This window comes from Campylobacter showae (assembly GCF_004803815.1).
Lineage (GTDB): Bacteria > Campylobacterota > Campylobacteria > Campylobacterales > Campylobacteraceae > Campylobacter_A > Campylobacter_A showae.
Genome location: NZ_CP012544.1, coordinates 1,391,421 through 1,410,468 on the forward strand (window position 1 = coordinate 1,391,421; position 19,048 = coordinate 1,410,468).

General features: G+C 44.5%; 12 protein-coding genes, 2 tRNA genes and 3 rRNA genes. 1 reads left to right on the forward strand and 16 read right to left on the reverse strand.

Annotation, left to right across the window (positions count from 1 at the left end):
• Positions 1 to 14: 14 nt before the first annotated feature.
• From CSHOW_RS06850 to mqnE, 16 genes are all read right to left on the reverse strand, one after another.
• The gene (locus tag CSHOW_RS06850; RefSeq protein WP_002946948.1) at positions 15 to 1,256 is read right to left on the reverse strand and encodes a beta-ketoacyl-ACP synthase; all 1,242 of its coding nucleotides are present in this window, start codon (positions 1,254 to 1,256) and stop codon (positions 15 to 17) included.
• Positions 1,256 to 1,969, reverse strand: coding sequence for a 3-oxoacyl-ACP reductase FabG (gene fabG / locus CSHOW_RS06855; RefSeq protein WP_002946950.1), 714 nt, complete (start codon positions 1,967 to 1,969; stop codon positions 1,256 to 1,258). Before fabG ends, CSHOW_RS06850 begins: the two co-directional genes overlap by 1 nt.
• Positions 1,962 to 2,402, reverse strand: coding sequence for a hotdog family protein (locus CSHOW_RS06860; RefSeq protein ID WP_002946951.1), 441 nt, complete (start codon positions 2,400 to 2,402; stop codon positions 1,962 to 1,964). The genes fabG and CSHOW_RS06860 overlap by 8 nt, the downstream gene beginning before the upstream one ends.
• Positions 2,399 to 3,565: a beta-ketoacyl synthase N-terminal-like domain-containing protein gene (locus CSHOW_RS06865; RefSeq protein WP_002946952.1), complete on the reverse strand. Its 1,167-nt coding sequence runs from the start codon at positions 3,563 to 3,565 to the stop codon at positions 2,399 to 2,401. Before CSHOW_RS06865 ends, CSHOW_RS06860 begins: the two co-directional genes overlap by 4 nt.
• A complete protein-coding gene (locus CSHOW_RS06870) occupies positions 3,552 to 3,947 on the reverse strand; it encodes a hypothetical protein (RefSeq protein WP_002946953.1) in 396 nt (131 codons plus the stop codon). The genes CSHOW_RS06865 and CSHOW_RS06870 overlap by 14 nt, the downstream gene beginning before the upstream one ends.
• A 582-nt stretch (positions 3,948 to 4,529) precedes the next feature.
• Positions 4,530 to 5,108 carry a ComEA family DNA-binding protein gene (locus CSHOW_RS10665; protein ID WP_002946954.1) on the reverse strand — a complete coding sequence of 193 codons (579 nt, stop codon included), beginning with the start codon at positions 5,106 to 5,108 and terminating at the stop codon, positions 4,530 to 4,532.
• A gap of 773 nt (positions 5,109 to 5,881) precedes the next feature.
• Positions 5,882 to 6,000: ribosomal RNA gene (gene rrf, locus CSHOW_RS06880) — 5S ribosomal RNA — on the reverse strand.
• Between the two features lie 169 nt (positions 6,001 to 6,169).
• A 23S ribosomal RNA gene (locus CSHOW_RS06885) occupies positions 6,170 to 9,075 on the reverse strand.
• A gap of 488 nt (positions 9,076 to 9,563) precedes the next feature.
• Positions 9,564 to 9,639 (reverse strand) — tRNA-Ala (locus tag CSHOW_RS06890).
• A gap of 12 nt (positions 9,640 to 9,651) precedes the next feature.
• Positions 9,652 to 9,728 (reverse strand) — tRNA-Ile (locus CSHOW_RS06895).
• 119 nt (positions 9,729 to 9,847) lie between these two features.
• Positions 9,848 to 11,358 (reverse strand): 16S ribosomal RNA (locus CSHOW_RS06900).
• Together the 16S, 23S and 5S rRNA genes with 2 tRNA genes alongside form the textbook arrangement of a ribosomal RNA operon.
• 385 nt (positions 11,359 to 11,743) lie before the next feature.
• A complete protein-coding gene (locus tag CSHOW_RS06905; protein ID WP_002948844.1) occupies positions 11,744 to 12,427 on the reverse strand; it encodes a prepilin-type N-terminal cleavage/methylation domain-containing protein in 684 nt (227 codons plus the stop codon).
• 12 nt (positions 12,428 to 12,439) lie between these two features.
• Positions 12,440 to 13,639 carry a glycosyltransferase family 39 protein gene (locus tag CSHOW_RS06910; RefSeq protein WP_002948846.1) on the reverse strand — a complete coding sequence of 400 codons (1,200 nt, stop codon included), beginning with the start codon at positions 13,637 to 13,639 and terminating at the stop codon, positions 12,440 to 12,442.
• A gap of 15 nt (positions 13,640 to 13,654) precedes the next feature.
• Positions 13,655 to 14,095, reverse strand: coding sequence for a phosphoribosyltransferase (locus tag CSHOW_RS06915; RefSeq protein ID WP_002948847.1), 441 nt, complete (start codon positions 14,093 to 14,095; stop codon positions 13,655 to 13,657).
• 9 nt (positions 14,096 to 14,104) lie between these two features.
• Positions 14,105 to 15,397, reverse strand: a complete 1,293-nt coding sequence (locus tag CSHOW_RS06920) for an NCS2 family permease (RefSeq protein WP_002948850.1) — start codon at positions 15,395 to 15,397, stop codon at positions 14,105 to 14,107.
• A gap of 10 nt (positions 15,398 to 15,407) precedes the next feature.
• Complete coding sequence (gene mqnE, locus CSHOW_RS06925; protein WP_002948854.1) at positions 15,408 to 16,478, reverse strand: aminofutalosine synthase MqnE; 1,071 nt, start codon at positions 16,476 to 16,478, stop codon at positions 15,408 to 15,410.
• A gap of 112 nt (positions 16,479 to 16,590) precedes the next feature.
• Here mqnE and CSHOW_RS06930 point away from each other — a divergent pair, with 112 nt between their 5' ends.
• Positions 16,591 to 19,047 (forward strand): HD domain-containing protein, encoded by a 2,457-nt coding sequence (locus CSHOW_RS06930; protein ID WP_002948856.1) that lies wholly within the window; start codon positions 16,591 to 16,593, stop codon positions 19,045 to 19,047.
• Position 19,048: the final 1 nt, after the last annotated feature.

Consider the following 19,048-nt stretch of genomic DNA (forward strand, 5'->3'; position numbering starts at 1 on the left):
TTTACCTTCAAATTTTAAATTCTTTTAAATATCAGCGACGTATTTACTCCGCCAAAAGCAAAGTTATTGCTCATAACAAAGTCCGTATCTATCGCGGTTTGCTCGGTCAGGTAAAAAAGCGGCGCGCAGCTAGGATCGACGCGGGTCAAATTTATCGTAGGGAAAAATCTTTTCTCGCGCATCATCATCACGCTAAATATCGCCTCCAAACCGCCGCAAGCCCCCAGCGTATGACCGAGGTAGCTTTTTAGCGAGCTGATAGCGATCTTATCGCCGAAAAGCTCGTTTGTAGCGATACTCTCAGCGATATCGCCGTGCTTAGTCGCCGTAGCGTGTGCGTTTACGTAGCCGATCTTTTCAGGCGTTAAATTTGCGTCTTTTAAAGCTAAAGCCATCGCGCCTTTCATCGTCGCGCTTTGAGGGCGCGTGACGTGCGAACCGTCGCAGTTTGAGCCAAAGCCTACAACCTCGGCGTAAATTTTAGCCCCGCGCTTTACGGCGCTCTCTTCGCTCTCTAGCAAAAGTATCCCTGCACCCTCGCCCAGCACCAGCCCGTCGCGCTCCTCGTCAAAAGGGGTAGGCGAAATCTCGGGCGAGCCATTTTTCACGCTAGTGGCGTAGAGCATGTCAAACACGTACGCCTCGCTCGGGCACAGCTCCTCTGCGCCGCCCGCTAGCATCATATCGATCTTACCGCTTTTGATACTCTCGTAGGCGTATCCGATCGCATGCGATCCGCTCGTACATGCCGAGGAGGTTGGGATGATGCGCCCTTTTAGCGAGTAAAAAAGCGCGATATTTGCCGCCGTGGTGTGAGGCATCATCTTGATGTAGGTGTTGGCGTTGCACTCGTTTTCGCCGCGCTCTAGCAGCTTTGCCATCGCTAGTATCGACTCAGTGCTACCCGTGGACGAGCCGCAGGCGACGCCTAGTCTGCCGTCCTGCACGCTAGGATCGAGGCTCGCGGCGTCTAAATTTTCGCCTCGCATGAGCCCCGCGTCTCTTAGCGCCAGTCCCGCCGCCTCGACGCTGTACATCGAAACGGTGCCCAGGCTTCTTAGCTGCTTACGGTCCCACGAGCTAGGGCACTCGTAGCCATCTATGGGTGCAGCTAGGCGGGTATTTAGATCCTCATATCTATCCCACTGCCGCATATATCTCACGGCGTTTCGGCCGAGTTCAAATTTAGCCCTTATCTCCTCCCAGCTCTTGCCAAACGCGCTCACCATACCCATACCGGTTACAAAAACTCGCATCAGCAAAGCCCTCCGTTTACGCCGATCACCTGCCTGGTTATGTAGGCTGCGCCCTCGCTTAGCAAAAACTCCACCAAAGGCGCGACCTCGTCTGCTCTGCCCGCTCTTTTAGCGGGGATTGCCTTTAATATCTCATCCATCGGCAAACCGCCGTCCGTCATATCCGTCTCGATGAGTCCCGGCGCGATGCAGTTTACGGTGATGTTCCTGGAGGCGAGTTCGACGGCTAGGGATTTTGCCGCACCGATGAGACCTGCTTTGCTAGCCGCGTAGTTACTCTGGCCGCGGTTGCCGATGACGCCTGAGACCGAGCTCATGACGACGATACGAGCGGGCTTTTTAGCGCGGATCATAGGCATGAGAGCGGGCTTTAGGACGTTATAAAAGCCGTTTAAATTCGTATCCACGACGCCAAACCAATCCTCGTCCTCGATCGCTACGAATGTATTATCACGCGTGATGCCGGCGTTTAGCACGACGGCGTAGTAAGCGCCGTTAGCCTCGATATCGGCTTCGATCGCCGCCCTTGCCGCCTGCGTATCCGCTACGTCAAATTTTAATGCGCTCAAATTTAACTCGTTTTGTAGTTTTAATAGCCGCTCGCTCGCGCTTTTGCCGTGTAGCACGACCTCGTATCCCGCCGCCGCTAGCCGTCTAGCCACCGCTTCGCCGATGCCGCGACTCGAGCCCGTTATCAGCACTCTTTTACTCATCTAGTATCCTTTTTACGTATTCCTCGTCCGGGCTTAGCACATTTAGCGTCGCGCGCGCTCCAAGCTCGCCGTTTACGTAAAGCTCGCAGTCGTAAACTCCAAAACCGTTTGCGTCCTGTATCGAGCAAGCCGCCTCGATGACGACTTCGTCTCCCGCCACCAAAAAAGGCTTAAATATCTCAAATTTTCTACTGCCTAGCAAAAAACCCAGGCCAAATTTCATACCTTTTAGCTCACGCATCTTTGAGTCGTAGATACCCAGCGACTGCGCCATCATCTCGACGGTTTTGTGCATGGCGAATTTGCCGTTTGAAAGAAATTTATTATCCTCTTTTATCAAGCTTTTGGTTTTTATGCGACCCTCTTCAAATTTAAGCACCTCGTCGATAAAAACGATCGCCGTACCGTGCGGGAGATAATCTCCAAGGCTCATTTTGCCCTCCCAAACACGATCGCTGCATTGTCTCCGCCAAATGCAAACGACAGCGACATGGCCGAATTTACGACCGCTCTTTGGCCGAATTTTACCAAATTTATCCCCTCTATCTCATCATCGTAAACGCCATCGTAAACATGCGGCGGCAGTGCGGTTTCGCCTCTAGCGCAAAGCATGGCGCAAAGCGCACTCTCGATGGCTCCCGCGGCTCCTAACGTGTGGCCGATCAGGGGCTTAACGGAGCTCGTAAAAACGCGCGGCATGAGCGAATGCACGATCTTTGCCTCGATTTTATCGTTTGCCTGCGTGCCGGTACCGTGTAAATTTACATAATCTACGCTGCTTAAATTTGCCGCCTGCAGCGCCTTTTGCACGCACTGCGTTTGCATCTGTCCGCTAAAATCAGGCTGCGTCATATGAAACGCGTCGCAGTTTGAGTGCTCGCCCGCGATAACGACGTTTGAGATTTCATCCCTGCTCGCCACGAAAAAGGCCGCGCCTTCGCCAATATTTATACCGTCGCGATTTTTAGAAAACGGATTGGTCTCGCGCGCGCTTAGGATGCCCAGACTATCAAAACCGTTAATCGTGAGCGTGTTTAAGCTATCCACACCGCCGCAGATCACGGCGTCGCAGATATCCGACTCCAGCAGCCTTTTTGCCGTTATTATCGCCTTGACGCCCGAGGTACAGGCGGTCGAGACAGAAAACGCAACCGAGCTAAGCCCATAAAAATCGGCGATAAATTCGGACGGATTGGCTAGAGAATTTCGGTTTATGCCAAATTTGGAAGCGTCGAAAAAACCGGTCGCGGCAAAATCCTTAAACGTTTCGTAGTTTTCCTCCACGCCGCTAGTAGTAGTACCTACGACTACGCCGACGCGGTTTTTGCCGTATTTTTTGATAGCCTCTCGTACATCTTTATCTATTTGTAAAAGCGCGCTTAAAACTAGAACGTTGGTGCGCGTTTGCAGGTGTTTTGGCGTATTTTGGCTAAATGTAGCCAAAGGCGCGCCGACCTTGCCGAGGATAAAGCTTTTATCCGCCCTAAAGCCTTCGCAGACGCTCAAAAACCTCTTTTCTCCGCATAAATTTGCAAAATTTTCCTCTGCATCGGCTCCGGCTGCGCTGATGATGGCGGGCTTGCTAACGTATATCAAGAGCTCTTACCTTAAAATTTTCGTTATTTACTGCTATGACGGCCTCTTTTTGATTTGATTTTATGGCGCCCAGAATCTTTACAAAAAGCTCGTTGTAGGCGCTATTTGGAGGTAAAAAACCGACAGCCTCAAATTCGCCGTTTGGTCTCAAAACTCGCCTAGCTAGCGGAGTGCCCATGGAGTTTATCATCGTAAAATAATAGTCCTCTTTTTCGTGCGAAATATAGAGTAAATTTGAGCCGCTTTGGGAAATCACTTCAAACTCACGTTTATCAAAATTTACGATCTGCGGAACATCAAATTTAGCCTTCGCCGCGCATCCATACAGCACAAACGCCGCCATAAAAACAGATAAAAAATTTAAAACTTTTTTAAACCGCACTCTTTGGTTGCCTTATTAAATTTTGTTTGTTTTAGAATAATGAACAGATTATATCTTTTTAACCTTTAAAAACAATGCTTGACGCAAAATTTGGCGCACAAGATATGTTTTTAACAAAATTTGCTGATTTTTTGTTTATAAATTTACCTGGCAAAATTTTAGTTAAAAAAGTGGAAATCTAAATTTGATGGCGATGTTTTGAAAATTTAGATATTTTGATTAAACACATAAACCCGCGCGCAAAGCGCTGGTTTGCATTGCCAGCCATGACGCCATATTGGTATTTTAATATATTACCTTTACGACTACCTACAAGTAAATAGCGCTTGTAAAATTTTGTTCATTATTGCTAAATAGCATTTGCCAATAGCAATTAGCTACTAATATCTTAAGTTATTTTGATATAGAATTAATTTTGGATTTTGTCGCAGTATAGATACCACAGCTTGAGCCGATTTGGTTAATTGTAAGATGTTGATGTAATTAGCAAGAGTATTTTGAGTAAACCCTTTCTGATCATTTATCAAAAAGGGTTTACTCAGCTTAATTTTGGGCTCAAATTTGAGCCGCAATAACATAGAATTATTCTGATTTTTTCTTTGTAGGTTTTTTAGCTTCGACTCCCTTAACTCCACTTTCTTCAACTTTTTTCTTTGAAGATTTTGCCTTAGTCTTAACGTCATCAATATCTTTTTCTATTTTATCTTCGCCGGATTTTACTTTATTTGTGATGTTTTTAGAAGCCTTTTCTTCTATGTCAGTTTTAGATTTATCCATATCTTTTACAGGCGCAGCTACTTTGTCTTCTACATCTTTTGTTTTTTTAGCGACTTCTTTTTTGCCCTGTTTTACTTTGTCGGTCACATCATTGACTTCTTTTGCCTTTTTGGATAGTTTATCGCTTGTAGGCATTACGCTCGTACCGCTCGTAGAAATATCGCCTTTTAAATTTTCAAAAGTCTTATCGCCGATACCGTTTACGTTTTTAATATCCTCTATACTTTCAAATTTATTTGTTTTTCTATATTCAATAATAGCATCTGCTTTTGCTGAACCAATGCCGTTTAAACTCATAAGCTCCTCTTTTGTAGCGGTATTTAAATTTATAGCGGCAAATACCATCGAAGCGCATGCCAACATTAATAACACAAATTTGTTCATAGTTTTTCCTTTTTAAAAAATTATTTCATATTCTACCAAAAAATAATTATAAGATTATTAAAAAATATTATTAATATAAACCAGTGCTGCAAATGTATTTAAGCAAATCAACTTCTAAATGAAAATCTAAAAAAGCTTAATATTAGTATAACTAAGGGCCATAAAAAACGTAGCGTGAGCAAAACACATTTTAATCTCACTATTTTCCCCTTTCCCCTAAAAATACTTGAATAGAGTTTAATTATAGCTCGAGTACACTTTAAAGTACTTGGCTCAAATTTTTCCTTACTTTAGTTTTAATCTGACACCCTTTTATCGTATGTAAATAAAATATAGCACATTGATTGCGAGATTTTTGCATAAATTATTTTATCATAAAGCGATGTTATTTACTGACTAAAATGATTTTTGCTTTATGTTATGATTTACCTTCAAAAAATATCATACACCACAAAAGACTTCCATTGTACTATGGCCAACTTTAGAGCTTCTATTCGTTAGATAACCTTCCTCTTTGGGTTCAGCTCATCCTATCACAAACTACTTTCACGCTATGATCTTTACCTGACACCCTTAAAATATAACACACTAATGGTAGCCATACAGCTTCGACTTGCACAAATCAATCCCATGTAAATCCACAGCACACATAACCACCCGCATCATCCTCATGTAAAATTTTAAAAGCATCACTCCTTAGGCACTAGATAAATACACTTTAGAATACAGAATATAAAATAAGAGAGTAAATAGTATAAAAGCATAAAAAACAAAGCCCGCAACGACCTACTTTCCCGACATCCCAGTAAGGGAGAGTATCATCAGCCAGGACGAGCTTAGCTTCTTGGTTCGAGATGGAGCAAGGCGTTTCCTCGTCTGTATAGTCACGGGCAGTGTTAAAGAAATAAACTATATTAATTTACTTCTTTAACACTGCTATTTAATTGTTAAAAGTCAAATTTCATTTTAACTAAAACAAGATCTTGATAAGGTATAGATTAGATATTTTATTTCTAATTTTGGAAATAAAATTACCCTTAACAAGGAAGTGATGCTTATTAAAAGATAAGCAGACGAGCTATTAGTACTGGTCAGCTAAAGGACTTTCATCCATTACACACCCAGCCTATCAAACTTATAGTCTATAAGAGCTCTTAAAAGAAGATTCATCTTGGAGTTGGCTTCCTGCTTAGATGCTTTCAGCGGTTATCACATCCCGACATAGCTACCCAGCGCTACCCTTGGCAGGATAACTGGTACACCAGTGGTCGGTTCAACCCGGTCCTCTCGTACTAGGGTCAACTCTCCTCAATCTTCTTGCGCCCACGGCAGATAGGGACCGAACTGTCTCACGACGTTCTGAACCCAGCTCGCGTACCGCTTTAAATGGCGAACAGCCATACCCTTGGGACCTGCTCCAGCCCCAGGATGCGATGAGCCGACATCGAGGTGCCAAACCTCCCCGTCGATGTGAGCTCTTGGGGGAGATCAGCCTGTTATCCCCGGGGTACCTTTTATCCTTTGAGCGATGGCCCTTCCACACAGAACCACCGGATCACTAAGACCGACTTTCGTCCCTGCTTGACGTGTATGTCTTGCAGTTAAGCTGGCTTTTGCCTTTATACTCTGCGAACGATTTCCAACCGTTCTGAGCCAACCTTTGTAAGCCTCCGTTACATTTTGGGAGGCGACCGCCCCAGTCAAACTACCCACCAGACATTGTCCTACTTGAGGATAACTCAAGCTAGTTAGCTATCAGAATAAAAAAGAGTGGTATCTCAACAACGGCTCACCATAAACTGGCGTCTATGGATCAAAGCCTCCCACCTATCCTGCACATTTTTATCCCAATAGCAGTGTCAAGCTGTAGTAAAGGTCCACGGGGTCTTTCCGTCTTGCCGCGGGTAGGAGGAATTTTCACCTCCACTACAATTTCACTGGATCCCTCTTCGAGACAGCTCCCATCTCGTTACGCCATTCATGCAGGTCGATATTTAATCGACAAGGAATTTCGCTACCTTAGGACCGTTATAGTTACGGCCGCCGTTTACTCGGGCTTCGATCAAACGCTTCGCAGAGCTAACGTCATCAATTAACCTTCGAGCACCGGGCAGGCGTCACACCCTATACATCCTCTTACGAGTTAGCAGAGTGCTGTGTTTTTGGTAAACAGTCGGGAGGGACTCTTTGTTGTAACCTTCAATGCTTACGGAGTAAATCCTTCACAAAGTTAGGCACACCTTATACCGAAGATACGGTGCTATTTTGCAGAGTTCCTTGAAGAGAGTTCTTCCACGCGCCTTAGAATACTCATCCCACCCACCTGTGTCGGTTTACGGTACGGGCAACTATAACTAAACTTAGAAACTTTTCTTGGCTCGACAGTATCAGCAATTCGCTATCCATTCCGAAGAACTTCAAACGCCTGTGGGGTCTCGGCTTAAAAAGATCCGGATTTGCCTGGATCTTAACCTACACCTTTCGACTAGCACTACCATCCGCTAGCTTGCTTAACTCTAAGCGTCCTTCCATCGCACATTATAGTTGGCATTGGAATATTAACCAATTTTCCATCGCATACCCCTTTCGGACTTTGCTTAGGACCCGGCTAACCCTACGATGACGAGCATCGCGTAGGAAACCTTGGGTTTACGGCGTTGGGGATTCTCACCCCAATTATCGCTACTCATGCCTGCATGCTCACTTGCATTCGCTCCAGCGCTCCTTACCGGTACACCTTCGACGCTGAATGCAACGCTCTCCTACCACTTAGTAAAACTAAGTCTAAAGCTTCGGTACTCATTTTAGCCCCGTTATATTTTCCGCGCAGAATCACTAGACCAGTGAGCTATTACGCTTTCTTTAAAGGATGGCTGCTTCTAAGCCAACCTCCTGGTTGTTTAAGTAACTCCACATCGTTTTCCACTTAAATGAGATTTAGGGACCTTAGCTGTTAGTCTGGGTTGTTCCCCTCTCGACGACGGATTTTATCACTCGCCGCCTGACTGCCATGATTACACACTAGGTATTCGGAGTTTGATAGGGTTTGGTACATTGGTGTATGCCCTAGCCCATTCAGTGCTCTACCCCCCAGTGTTACTACATGACGCTATACCTAAATATATTTCGGAGAGAACCAGCTATCACGATGTTTGATTGACCTTTCACCCCTATCCACAAGTCATCCCATGGCTTTTCAACGCCAGCGGGTTGGGTCCTCCACCGGCTCTTACACCGGCTTCAACCTGCTCATGGATAGATCACATCGTTTCGGGTCTGCAGCATCTGACTAAACGCCCTATTAAGACTCGCTTTCGCTACGGCTCCGGGTTTCCTTAACCTCGCCAGACACCACAACTCGCAGGCTCATTATGCAAAAGGCAGTCCATCACACGTCATAAAGAATCGTGCTCTGAATGATTGTAAGTAAATGGTTTCAGGTTCTATTTCACTCTGATCACCTCAGTTCTTTTCACCTTTCCCTCACGGTACTTGTGCACTATCGGTCTAGTAGTAGTATTTAGGGTTGGATCGTGGTCGACCCAGCTTCAGACAGAATATCACGTGTTCCGCCCTACTCAGGATACTGCTAAGCAAAACAAAGCTTTCATATACGGGAGTATCACCCTCTGTGCTTAATCTTTCCAGATTATTCTATTAGCTAAGTTTAGTCTATATCGCAGTCCTACAACCCCGTTAGTAAACTAACGGTTTGCCCTCTTACGCGTTCGCTCGCCGCTACTAGCGTAATCTCTTTTGATTTCTTTTCCTGAGGGTACTAAGATGTTTCAATTCCCCTCGTTCGCTCCATAATAGGTAGTTAAGCTCGCGCTTAACTGGGTTGCCCCATTCAGAAATTCCCGGATCAAAGCCCCTTGACGGCTCCCCGAGACTTATCGCAGCCTGGCACGTCTTTCATCGCCTCTACTAGCCAAGGCATCCACCACTTACTCTTAGTAGCTTACCTTTTATTAGTATATAATATATTCTAATTCGCATCACTTCCTTGTTAAAGGTAACTTGTAAATTTAAGATTTCAAAAACGAAGTCTCAAACCCAATATCTATTACGAAATTTAAATCTCTGGCTTTTAAGACGGAAAGCATTGACTAATACCTAGGTAAGTTTTAAATCCTATGATATCTTGTGACGTCAAACTTCTGCATTAAGCAAATAAGCAAGATCTTTAAATCTTTAACAAGTCCTGTAAAATTGTTTTATTTATTAAAACTTGATTGTGACTTTTAACAATGATAAACTAAATAACGTTTAGACTTCTCAGCTTGGTAAAGCCAAGCTTGCGACAAGGAGCTTCGCTCCCTTGACCCACCTAAAGCACAAAATTGCTTACGCAATTTCGTAAATTTAGAAGAATAGTCGTTTCCTAAAGTCTAATTAGAAAGCTTGAGTAAAAAGTCCTCTAATTAAACTTTATCTATTATGTTAAACTAATCATGGTGGAGAATAGCGGGATCGAACCGCTGACCTCCTGCGTGCAAAGCAGGCGCTCTCCCAGCTGAGCTAATTCCCCAATTAAATTCTCTGGTGGGCCTAACAAGACTTGAACTTGTGACCTCACCCTTATCAGGGGTGCACTCTAACCAGCTGAGCTATAGGCCCCTAAAGGTTTGTGTCAATCTTTCAAAACTAAACAAGGTCGATTGAGTAGATTATCTATAGCGATAACCTAAATTTTCCTTTGACGAATATCTTGTGAGAGAATATTCGTTGTACTCTAGAAAGGAGGTGATCCAACCGCAGGTTCTCCTACGGTTACCTTGTTACGACTTCACCCCAGTCGCTGATTCCACTGTGGACCATAACCGGTTTGGTATTTGGGCTTCGAGTGAAATCAACTCCCATGGTGTGACGGGCGGTGAGTACAAGACCCGGGAACGTATTCACCGTAGCATGGCTGATCTACGATTACTAGCGATTCCGGCTTCATGGAGTCGAGTTGCAGACTCCAATCCGAACTGGGACATATTTTATAGATTTGCTCCATCTCGCGATATTGCGTCTCATTGTATATGCCATTGTAGCACGTGTGTCGCCCCGGACATAAGGGCCATGATGACTTGACGTCGTCCACACCTTCCTCCTCCTTGCGAAGGCAGTCTCATTAGAGTGCTCGGCCGAACCGTTAGCAACTAATGACGTGGGTTGCGCTCGTTGCGGGACTTAACCCAACATCTCACGACACGAGCTGACGACAGCCGTGCAGCACCTGTCTTAACATTTCTGCAAGCAGACACTCTTCCATCTCTGGATGATTTGTTAGATATCAAGTCCGGGTAAGGTTCTTCGCGTATCTTCGAATTAAACCACATGCTCCACCGCTTGTGCGGGTCCCCGTCTATTCCTTTGAGTTTTAATCTTGCGACCGTACTCCCCAGGCGGTATACTTAATCCGTTAGGTGCATTACTGCCTCGACTAGCGAAGCAACAACTAGTATACATCGTTTAGGGCGTGGACTACCAGGGTATCTAATCCTGTTTGCTCCCCACGCTTTCACGCATTAGCGTCAGTTAAGTTCCAGCAGATCGCTTTCGCAATGGGTATTCTTCTTGATCTCTACGGATTTTACCCCTACACCAAGAATTCCATCTGCCTCTCCCTTACTCTAGATTATCAGTTTCCCAAGCAGTTTAACGGTTAAGCCGTTAGATTTCACAAGAGACTTGATAATCCGCCTACGCGTCCTTTACGCCCAGTGATTCCGAGTAACGCTTGCACCCTCCGTATTACCGCGGCTGCTGGCACGGAGTTAGCCGGTGCTTATTCCTTGGGTACCGTCATAATTCTTTCCCAAGAAAAGGAGTTTACGCTCCGAAAAGTGTCATCCTCCACGCGGCGTTGCTGCTTCAGGGTTTCCCCCATTGAGCAATATTCCCTACTGCTGCCTCCCGTAGGAGTCTGGACCGTGTCTCAGTTCCAGTGTGACTGATCATCCTCTCAGACCAGTTACGCGTCATAGCCTTGGTAAGCCATTACCTTACCAACTAGCTGATACGATATAGCCCTATCCATTACCGAAAAACTTTCCCGTATCTACTTATATAGATACGGAGTATAAGGTATTAGCAGTCGTTTCCAACTGTTGTCCCTTAGTAATGGGCAAGTTAGCTATATATTACTCACCCGTGCGCCACTAAGATTAAATAGCAAGCTACTTAATCTCCGTTCGACTTGCATGTATTAGGCACGCCGCCAGCGTTCACTCTGAGCCAGGATCAAACTCTCCATATTAAATTACCTAAATCATTAAAGATATTAGGATTTTATTATGAAGTTTTAATCAAAAAACTTTAATTTTATTAATTAGTTTTATCTCTTATCTACTTTCCAAGGAAAGCCTGATAAAAGATTGGCTCAATCGATCACTTGTTTAGATTTCAAAGATTGACTAATTAGTTTAACAGTGTTAATTTAAAAAACATAATTTAAGAGCTAGTTTCAAAAACTCTCAAAAATTAGAGAGTTGTTTATTTAACTCAAAATTAAAACTTACGATATTAAAAGAAAAGGCTTTATTAACGTGAAAGTTAAAGGTGGTTTCTCAATTCGTGAGCTGGAATTATACAAGCAATATGCTTAAAAGAAGCTGAAGGAATGAACCAAAATTGTATAATTTTTAATTTTGTGGACGGTTTGGAAAAGTAACCTGTACAAAACCAGTTTCAGGTGTTATAGTTATAGTTGCGGTTCTTCGTGCCGTACTCAAAACTATTTGACAGTTTTGTCCATTGTAAACCAACCTATTATAACCCCTAGTTGCACCACCGCCATTAGGAGTACTTACACTTCTCATAGGTCTTCCAAATTCATCAAAAGATAAAGTCTGCAAGCCAGCCTGTCCACATACACCGCGAAACTGAACATTAGTTATTCCAAAATTTGTCGTCAAATTATATTTATTGCTGACATTTGCGCAATCAGCATTCGGGATACCAGCCCATCCTGAGCTCATAAATTTATTCGGATCCAATGGGTCTCTTGCAACTTCGTTTGCCGAATTTAAATTACCCGTTGTAGCTCCATCATCATGATATACGCTATATCTCCATTCGTTTGCACCCCCGCAAAATGCAGCCTGAGTAAAAGTTATACTCCATCTCTTTCTAAACCAGTTGGCATCAGTAGGGTCAAATTTGCTATCCTGCATAGCTAGGTGCTGAGTATAGCGGATATGAGACACCACTTGATCGGCAGCTTCGGCGATATGATCATCGTTGATTCTTGGTAGCGCAGCGGCGGCTATTATTCCTATTACTACAATCACAACAACAAGCTCTAGCATAGTAAAGGCTTTTTTCATTAAATTTATCCCCTAATCATCTTTTATAATTTTAAAATTTGCGATTTTTACGCCAAATTTATAGACCGCTATATTACCATAATTATCTTTCTGGTCCAAAATTACTAATCGCAAATTTGAGTCCGGCTGTGTATCTATGCCGTAAAATTTAAGTCTCAAGGCTAGCTTTTTATCGTCTGTGAAAATTTTTTCCACACCTTCGTTTTCTAACTCCCTTGCAAGCTCTTTTGCTACGTGATATCTGTAAACAAAATGCTTGGTCGGATCTTTTAGCACGCCGTAAAGCATTTCGTTAAAAAGTACAAACAAAAACCCAACGAGCAAAGAAACCACGGCAAATGAAGCTAAAATTTTATACCCACGTCTAAACATCGGTAGTCTCACGCGGTACGAGCTAAAAAATACCCGAACCAAAATCGGCACCGAAATAACGCAAAAAGGCAAGTAGTTTTCGAGTTCCAGGCGCTGTCTGATCGACAAAAACAAGCAAAACAAAAATGCAGTTATGCAGACGAACCAGAGTAAATTTTTAGCCTCTTTTATCCAAATTCTATACATAGCATATACGAAATAGACAAAAATAAAAGGCGAAAATGCGGCTGCAAAGATGCTTACGGTATCAAGCAAATGGCCGCTAGGCTTGCCGCCGGAGTTAAATCCGTAAAGATAGAAACAAAGCGCGAAAAGCAGCGCCGAGGTCCACGCCATCCTAGCGTCGCGTCTATAAACTCCGAAAATAAAAATCGCCGAAAAATAAACCAAAAACGCGCCGCTAACAAAAGGCAACACGCATAAAAGCGCGTAAAAAGCTAGCATTTTGCGCAGCTGATAAAGATAAATACTTAAAAGCGAAAGCGCAATTATGATGCCGGCGTCGTTTACCAAGATCGCCGACGCCATCGTCGCAGGAAGCAGTATAAACACGACCGCGCTTACTACTCGGTCAAATTTGCGTTTTAAAATTTGCTTTGAGACCTTGTATAGCAGCGCGACGCTAAAAATGTGGCAAATAACAAAAGGAAGGCGCAAGGCATAGTCGTTTTGTCCGAAAATCTCAACCGAAGCTCTAGCCAAAACGGCTGAAATTTTAGGCGAGTTATAAAACGCATCCGCCTCGTAGTAGCTAATGCTAAGCGTGCTAATCGCGTACGACAAAAAGCAAAAATCTATAAGGCAGATGATAAAAAGTAAAAACGTTTCCGAGCGCAACATGGCTAAAATTTGGGCTTAAATTTGCTCTTCCCAGAAAAACTCTATCCACTCGTGTGCCTCTCTTACCGTAAAATCAGGCAACAAAAGCGCTTTTCGTTTATAAAATATAGTCGCGATCTTTAGCTCGATATGCGGGAAGCGCCTTAAAAGCTCTTGTTTGATAGCTACCATGCTCTCTCCCGTGTCGATCATGTCGTCCACTATCAAAATTTTATTAAATTTAGATAGGTCAGGGATGTTAAAGATATCGATGGTATCGAGCTTTTGCGTCTCTTCGTAGTGGATTGAGTTTAGCGTAAAAAGATTGCGGTTATTTAGCAAGCTCGCTAAAAAGTGCCCCAAAGTAAGCCCGCCGCGGGCGATCGCCAAAATCACCTCGGGCTCGAAATTTGCTTTGATATCCCGCACCATTATTTTTACGTCTTTGTGAAATTCCTCAAACGGATACTTTAGCATATTTTCTCCTTAATGCACTAAAAATACAATAAAACTAATGAGCGCAAGCACTATGACGCCGATATTTACGTATTCCCACTCGCGCCTCATGATGCGAACCAGCAAATACGCCATAAATCCAAACGAAAGCCCCGTCGTGATCGAGTACGTAAGCGGCATCAAAATAACTATCAAAAACGTCGAGATAGCGATGGCCGGATCTTTAAAATTTATATTTCCAAGCTCGCTAAACATCAGCACGCCCACCATCACGAGTATCGGATATATCGCGTTTGAAGGGATAGCTTTAAAAAGCGGCAGCATAAAAATCGTAAGCACGAAAAATAGTCCGCAAAATACCGCCGTTAGTCCCGTCTTGCCGCCCTCTTCTACGCCGCTAGCGCTCTCGGCAAACGACGTCGTAGTGCTAACGCCTACTAACGAGCCGGCTACCGTAGCTACCGCATCGGCTTCGAGGGTTTTTTCTAGTTTTTCGACGCCTTTTTGGTTGCTCTCGTCAAAGATTCCCGCCCTATTTCCCACGCCAGCTAGCGTGCCGATAGAGTCGAAAAGATCGGTTACGAAAAATGTAACGATCACCGGAAGCAGCGCGAAAGATAGCGCGCCCATGATGTCAAGCTCTAAGAATATCGGCGAGATCGAAGCCGGTAGCGAGATAAATTCTTTCGGATACGGCGCGATACCAAAAATCCAAGCGACCACCGAGGTCGTAAATACAGCGATGATAAAGGCGCCCTTAACCTTCCACGCCCAAAAAAGTATAACGAAAAATAGTCCCACAAAGCCCAAAATAACGTTTGGATCTTTTAAATTTCCAAGTCCGACCAGCACGGCGTCGTTATTTACGACTACGCCCATTTGCTGAAGCCCCACAAAGGCGATAAAGGCGCCTATGCCCGCGCTTATCGAGCGTCTGACGTCATCGGGAATTGATTTTAAGACCCAGATTCTAAAATTTGTAAAAGATAGCACGACGAAAATTATACCCGAGATGAAAACTACACCCAGAGCCGTCTGCCACGGTATCTGCATACCAAGCACGAGGCCAAATGTAAAATACGCGTTTAGTCCCATTCCCACGCTCATGGCCACCGGCGTGTTCGCCCATACGCCGTTTAGCACGGTAGCGATCACGGTGATGAGCGCCGTAGCCGTGATGAGCGCATCCATAGGCATGCCGGTTTTGCTCATGATTATCGCGTTTACCGGCACGATATACATCATCGTTAAAAAGGTCGTGAGTCCCGCGCTAAACTCGGTCTTTACGCTAGTGCCGTTTTGCTTGAGTTTAAAAAAATCCAATTCCGCCTCCTTAGTTATCGTAAATTTTTAGTTCGTTATATAAGCTATCTCGCTCTACGGGGACAAAGCCCGACGTCTGAATGAGATCGGTAAAATTTCTAAGACTCATACCGCTTGCCGACTTCGCTCCGGCCGCGCTTTGGATACTCTCTTTTTCTATCGTGCCGTCTAAATCATCAGCGCCAAATTCCTGCGCGACCATCGCTAAATTTATAGTCGAGGTCGCCCAGTATGCCTTGATGTGCGCGACATTATCAAGCACCAGACGCGAGATAGCAAAGGTCTTTAAAATTTCGGCCGAGCCGGGATAGTTTTCCACTTTTAGATAGTTGTTATCGCGCTGATAAACCAGCGGGATAAAGGCGTTAAATCCGCCCGTTGTATCCTGTAAACCTCGAATCCTTAGTATATGATCGATGCGGTTTTGCCTGCTTTCTACGTGGCCAAACAGCATCGTAGCGTTACTTTCTCTGCCTTTTTCGTGCCACAGGCGGTGGATTTTGAGCCAGTTTTCCGAGCTCACCTTGCCTTTACAGATCTTACGTCTAACCTCTTCGTCAAAGATCTCCGCTCCGCCGCCTGGCATAGAGTCCACGCCGTATTCGAGCATTTTTTCCACGACTTCTTCGTAGCTAAGGCCGTGTTTTCGCGAGAGGAAATCAACCTCCGCCGCAGTTAGCGCCTTGACGTGGATTTGAGGATATTTTTCCTTAATTTTTTTAAAAATTTCCAAATACCACTGCCATGGCGTCTCAGGGTTGTGCGCCGAGACGATGTGTATCTCTTTTGCGCCGCCGGCAACGCTTTTTTCGACGATTTTTAGTATTTCATCGTGGCTCATCGTGTATGGGTTTGGATTTTTGCGGTTTGCGGAAAATGCGCAAAATTTACACACGTCCGCGCAGATATTAGTCGGGTTTATGTGGCGATTTACGTTAAAAAATACCTTTTTGCCGTGCAGTTTTTGCCGTTTGGCGTTTGCGAATTTGCCCAGCGTAAAAAGGTCTAGGTCGTACAAGCCGGCGCATTCGTCCGCGTCCAGACGTTCGCCGCTTTGGAGTTTGTCTATTAAATTTGTCAAATTTTATTCCGAAAATAGATATTAAACGGCGATTATATGTTAAAAAAGCTTTGTTTTTGCAAAATTTTAGTATCATCGGATAAAATTTACACAAAAAGACGGCGGTAAAAAAATGGCTTTAAAAGGAAATTTAAACGGCGTTTTAGGATGCGCAAATTTAGCCTCGCAGCTAAAAAAGCTTCAGGGCAAGGGCTTTGCAAATTTCATCGCAAAGCAAAGCGACGAGCTGATAAAAGCTCTGTGCGCACGGGTTTTGGACGAGATTTTTGCGGACTTTAACCCAGATGTCGATTTTATCCCGTTTTGCGTCATCGCTACCGAAAAATACGCCGACAACCTCATCTCCACAAGCTCGGTTTTAGAAATTTTAATCGTCTTTAAAGAAAACGCGGGCTTTAACGTCAAATTTATCCTAAAAAAGCTAGTCGCCGCGCTGGAAGGCTCAAATTTAAAGCTAAATATTAAAATTTGCGAGCTGGGCGAAATTTACGAAGCGCACAAAAACGACCATAAAGCAAAGGCCGCATTTAGCCGTATCCGCTACATCTGCGGCTCGCGTACGCTCTACAAAGCCGCTCGCTCACAGATTTATAAAACTCGCGAGTTTAACGCGCAAGAAAATCTCAAATTTTACGCCAAAAATCTAGGCGCCTTTAACGAGATCCCAAACATCAAGCAAGAGCCCGATCTAAAAAACGACCTTGGCGGCACGAACGACATCTACTATCTAAACTGCGCTCTAAACGGCTTTGAAAACGAGATCAGCATGCGCTCGCAGGCTCTAAAATTTATCGACGAAAAGGAGCTTAGCGCGCTAAATTTGGCGACTGATTTTATTCTCTGCGTAAAATCGGCTCAAAATTTAACCCTGGGCTCGGACGTTTTCGCCCCTGCCAAGCTAAACGAGATCACCGCGCTCATGCAAACCAAGTCCAAAAAGACGCAAGAAAACAGCAGCGTCATCTCGCAAAAACTCTTTTTCTGCATGCACTCAGTCGCGGTTTTCTCGCGCTATCTGGTCGCTAGCTTTTACAGGAGCAAATTTAAAAGCGGGGCGAAATTTAGCGAGCTACGAGCCGCGCGGCTAAAAAACGGATTTTATAGATTTGAAAATACGATTTACGTCCCGCTGCACGTCCGCCCTCGCCCTTTAAACGCCGTATTAAAGCAGCTTTTGACTCTTGGCGATGCGGAGTATAAATTTGACGTCGGTACGATCTTTTACCTAAAACGCGCGCAAATCAGCAAAGAGGATGCCGAGGATTCGCTCGCGCTTTTTAGAAAAATTTTGATGCGAAACCACGCTCACTGCATCATCAAGGCGCTTTTGGACGCGGAGATTTTGCCCGTTTTGGTTAAACCGCTCGAGCACGCCGTAAATTTGGCCGAATTTGACGGCTACCATAAATTTAGCGTCGGCGAGCACTGCGTTTTAAGCGTCAAATTTGCCGAAAATATCAAAGATAAATTCGTAAAATCGCTCTACGACGAGCTTTGCATCGAGGGGCGCACGCTGCTAAAGCTAGCATTGCTCCTGCATGACGCGGGCAAAGGTCTAGGCGGCGATCACTCGGTCGTGGGTTCAAATATCTTTCGCGCCTACGCCGCAAAGCTAAATTTGAGCGCAAAAGCCGTAAATATCGGCGTTACGCTCGTGCGCTACCACACGCTGATGAACGACGTGGCAAACCGCGAGGACATCTACGATCAGCGCACGATTTTTAGCTTTATCTCAAAACTAGGCGATCCGCAAACGCTAAAACTCTCCTATATCGTCGCTTATTGCGTGATAAACGCGACCGACGAAAAGCTCTATACGCCCTATCTGGCGCGACTTTTGCGCGAGCTTTACGGCATTTGCTTACAAAGCTTTGAGGATGAAAATCTGCTTGATGAAGCTTCAAGGCGCGTAAAAAAGGAGCTTAGTATCAGGAGAAACGCTAAATTTGCGGCTTTAAACGAAAATTTGAGAGAAAAAATTTTCGCTATCAGGTCAAATTTGCTCTTTGCTAAATACCAACCAGCAGATATCATCGGCATCGCCTGGGCCGCGCAAAACGCTGATAAACTAAGCGTGCAGGTGCAAAATCACCAAAGCCTGAGCATCGAAATTTACGCGCAAAACTATCCAAATTTAGCCGTTTTGCTCTCGGCTCTGGCGCACCTTGATCTTGGATTTATGGAGATTTTTGAGCTGTTTGACGGTAAATTTTACGTCAAGCTAGAGTTTAACAAAAACGTAAAATCAAGCGAGCTAGAAACTTTAAAAAACCTCATCGAGATCTCGCTAAAAAGCGGCGCCTCAGCGCAGATAAATCGCCCGACAATACTAAAAGGCGAGCTAAATTTTGACCCAAACCACTCGCAAGAGTACGCAAAACTGGGCATAAACGCAAAAGATCAGCGCGGGCTGATGGCTTACGTATTGGGAGTTTTTAAGGAATTTGATGTAAAAATAGCCAACGCCAGAATCCAAACCGTAAAAAACAGGACGCGAAATTTGCTGCTTATCGAAAAGCGCGAGGGCGTGGATTTGGGCGAAATTTTAAAATTATTAGAAAGCGAGTAAA